The organism is Thomasclavelia sp., assembly GCF_017889095.1.
GTDB lineage: Bacteria > Bacillota_I > Bacilli_A > Erysipelotrichales > Coprobacillaceae > Thomasclavelia.
Window position 1 is genome coordinate 1 of the sequence record NZ_JAGHEW010000247.1, and the last position, 3,157, is coordinate 3,157.

Below are 3,157 nucleotides of genomic sequence, written 5' to 3' on the forward strand. Positions count from 1 at the left end.
CACTATTACCTAATGTTACATATTTCATTTTAATTTTGCCTCCTTAAAATTGATGACGAATTACTTCTATTAAACTAAACTGGTGATCTTGATATTCATATACAAAAATACAACAATTTCCAAAACCTTTTTTTAATTCTTCCATTGGATCTTGGATCCCGCGTAAAAAATTGAAACAAGCACCACTATGACTAACTGCTAAAACACTTTGATGATCATCTTTTTCCATGATTTCTGTTAAGGTCTGGTGCATTCGATCTCTTACTGTATTAGATGATTCACCACCATATTGTAGATAAAAGGTTTCACAATCTTTGGGTGTTAAATGACGATTAAGGCGTTCGCTTTCACCTTCCATTTCCCCATAAAAGTTTTCTTTTAGTCCTTTTAATCTAACATAAGGCTGATCAGTTACAATTTCTAAAGTATCACAGCATCTTTCACTAGTTGATGAATAAGCATGATCAAATACAATATTATTTTTTTCAAAATACTCTTTAGCTTTTAAAGCTTGTAATTTTCCATTTTCAGTTAAAGGTGAATCACACCATCCCTGAATTTTATGTTGAACATTGAACATCGTTTGTCCATGTCGCATTAAATATAATCTCTTTGCCATTACAACTACCTCCTTGATCATTATTGTAAAACAAATAACCAAATTATCAATTTACCATTATTATAAAAAGTCAACAAATAGACTTTTTTCAATAATCGTCTATTTATCAAATTTCATTAATAACTTCTTTTCCAGTTTTAATACAACAAAAATACTTAAAATAAACGGATAAAAATAAGTAGCCAATCGATATAATAATAAAATCATCGTCGTTTTAACTAATCCTAATGGCTCAATAAATAACAACATAAACGCTAATTCAGCAGGTCCCATTCCCGCTAAATTAGGTAATACCCCGGTTATAAGTAACATCAGCGATGATAACATCTGTACCTGGATAAAAGTTAATTGATTATCATCAATGATCATTAAACAAATAAACGGTATCGTATAAGTCCAAATTAATTTCAAAAAATCAGCTAAAATAACTTTTAAACAAGTCTTATGATCATGTAATACATGTTTTGCTTCTAAATATAAAGCATTCAAATTATCTTTCCAATCATTTTTTCGTTTTTGTAAAGCTGGACGATCAGGTAAATGATCAATTAAAAATAATAGCAATTGTTGTATCTTGCTGGCACTACATAATAATACCAGGCCCACAATGATTACCAAATAAACCAGATATCCAACAATAATATAAACCTTTAACGAACTATTATTAGCTAAATCATTAAAAGTAAATAATAATACAACAGTAGCATAGACAAAAACCGCTAATTTATGAAAAATACTATCTAAGATAAGCAGTCCAATTCCTTTACCGGCATTAACTCCTTGTTTATATAAGTAATAACTTTGAATTGGAATTGTCCCGGCTGTTGATGTAATTACATTACAAAAAGTCCCTAATAAAGTTAATTCAAAGACCTGAACATATTTAAAATCAGCTATTTGTGACTTTAATAAAACATGGCAGCCAAATGCTTCTAATAACTGATAAACAGTTCCGACCCCAATTAAAATAATTACATCAATAATCGTAATTGTTTTTAAACAATCAACTATTCCTTTTAAATCATTATGAAAAACAAGATAAATAGCGATAAATATTAGAATAATCGAACTAAAATAAATAAAAATTTTTTTCTTGATAAAGACCACCACCCCACGTTAATTGAAAATAAAGTAATTTTATGTTATTATTTTACTATTAATAGAAAGAGTTGAACTACATGAATCGAACTGAATTAGCTATTGTCACTGCCTTTTGGCAATTATTAGAAGAAAAACCATATAATAAAATCACTGTAAAGAATATTGTAGAACGTTGTGATATTAATCGCAATACATTTTATTATCATTTTCAAGATATTCCTGATTTATTGGATAAAGCACTAAAAAAAGATATTGATGAATTATTAAACAGTTATCAAAGTTATAATTCTTTTTTAGATTGTTTAACTCCGATAATTGATGCCTGTCTTAAAAAGAAAAAACAAATTTTAAATATCTATCATTCTAGCCATCAAGAATTTTTTGTTCATCAAATAAATCAAATTGCTTATTATGTAAGTGAAAAATATATTGATATTTTAATTAATGGTATTGAGATTCTAGATGAGGATAAAAAGCTTTTAATTCGTTTTAATAAATGTTTACTGATGGGAGTAACACTTGACTGGTTTGATCACGAAGCAGATTTTGATCTAATTAAAGCATTAAAACGAATCGAACAAATTTTAAAAGACTCTAACCGTCATCTTTTATTATTTAAAAAAGAAAATCAATAAATCATAGCAAAAAAAACGATTATCTTATCGCTTTTTTTTAACATGAATAAATCTAGTTAAGCCATAATAAATAAGGTATAATAGGCTTGAAAGGACTGATGAAAATGAAAAAGGCATTACCGATAGGAATTAAAAACTATCGAAAGTTAAAAAAAGATGATTATTACAGTATCGATAAATCATTAATGATTAAAGAATTTTTAGACCGAAAAACAGAAGTAACCTTAATAACCAGACCGCGAAGATTTGGAAAGACCTTAAATATGTCAATGATGGCAGAGTTTTTTGATATCACCAAAGATTCTAAAGATCTGTTTAAAGATACTAAGATCATGGAAACTGAATATTGTTCATATTTAAATCAGTACCCAACTATTTTTGTTTCCTTCGCCAATGCCAAAGGAAGTAAAAAAATAGTAATTAGGCAAATAAAAAGAGCATTAAAAAAAGAGTATACAAGATATGATTATCTATTTAATAATATGAATAGATTTGAACAAAGCGACTATGATTTAATCACAAATGCTCTTTTAAATGACGATGAAAAGCTGGATGATTTGACAGATGCTTTATCATTTTTAATGGAACAGTTAGAAAAATATTATAGTAAACGGGTAATGGTCTTTATTGATGAATATGATACACCGTTTATCGAAGGACATGTAGGTAAGTTCTATGATGAAATAAGAAGCAGTTTAGCCTCAATGCTTCATAATGCCTTAAAAACTTCAGATAGCATAGAATATGCTATGCTTACTGGAATTCAAAGAGTCGCCAAGGAAAATATCTTCAGTGATTTAAA

At 27.8% G+C, this 3,157-nt stretch carries 4 protein-coding genes; 2 read left to right on the forward strand and 2 right to left on the reverse strand.

What is annotated here, in order from left to right:
• Positions 1–43 precede the first annotated feature (43 nt).
• Positions 44–619, reverse strand: a complete 576-nt coding sequence (locus J7M77_RS11045) for a histidine phosphatase family protein (protein WP_296878491.1) — start codon at positions 617–619, stop codon at positions 44–46.
• Between the two features lie 99 nt (positions 620–718).
• Positions 719–1,726, reverse strand: coding sequence for a lysylphosphatidylglycerol synthase domain-containing protein (locus J7M77_RS11050; RefSeq protein ID WP_296878493.1), 1,008 nt, complete (start codon positions 1,724–1,726; stop codon positions 719–721).
• A 71-nt stretch (positions 1,727–1,797) separates the two neighbouring features.
• On the opposite strand from J7M77_RS11050, the gene J7M77_RS11055 reads away from it, so the two are divergent.
• Together J7M77_RS11055 and J7M77_RS11060 are read left to right on the forward strand one after the other, a co-directional pair.
• A complete protein-coding gene (locus J7M77_RS11055; protein ID WP_296878495.1) occupies positions 1,798–2,355 on the forward strand; it encodes a TetR/AcrR family transcriptional regulator C-terminal domain-containing protein in 558 nt (185 codons plus the stop codon).
• 104 nt (positions 2,356–2,459) lie between these two features.
• Positions 2,460–3,157, forward strand: a 698-nt coding sequence (locus J7M77_RS11060) for an AAA family ATPase (RefSeq protein ID WP_296878497.1), incomplete at its 3' end; no start/stop codon positions are given.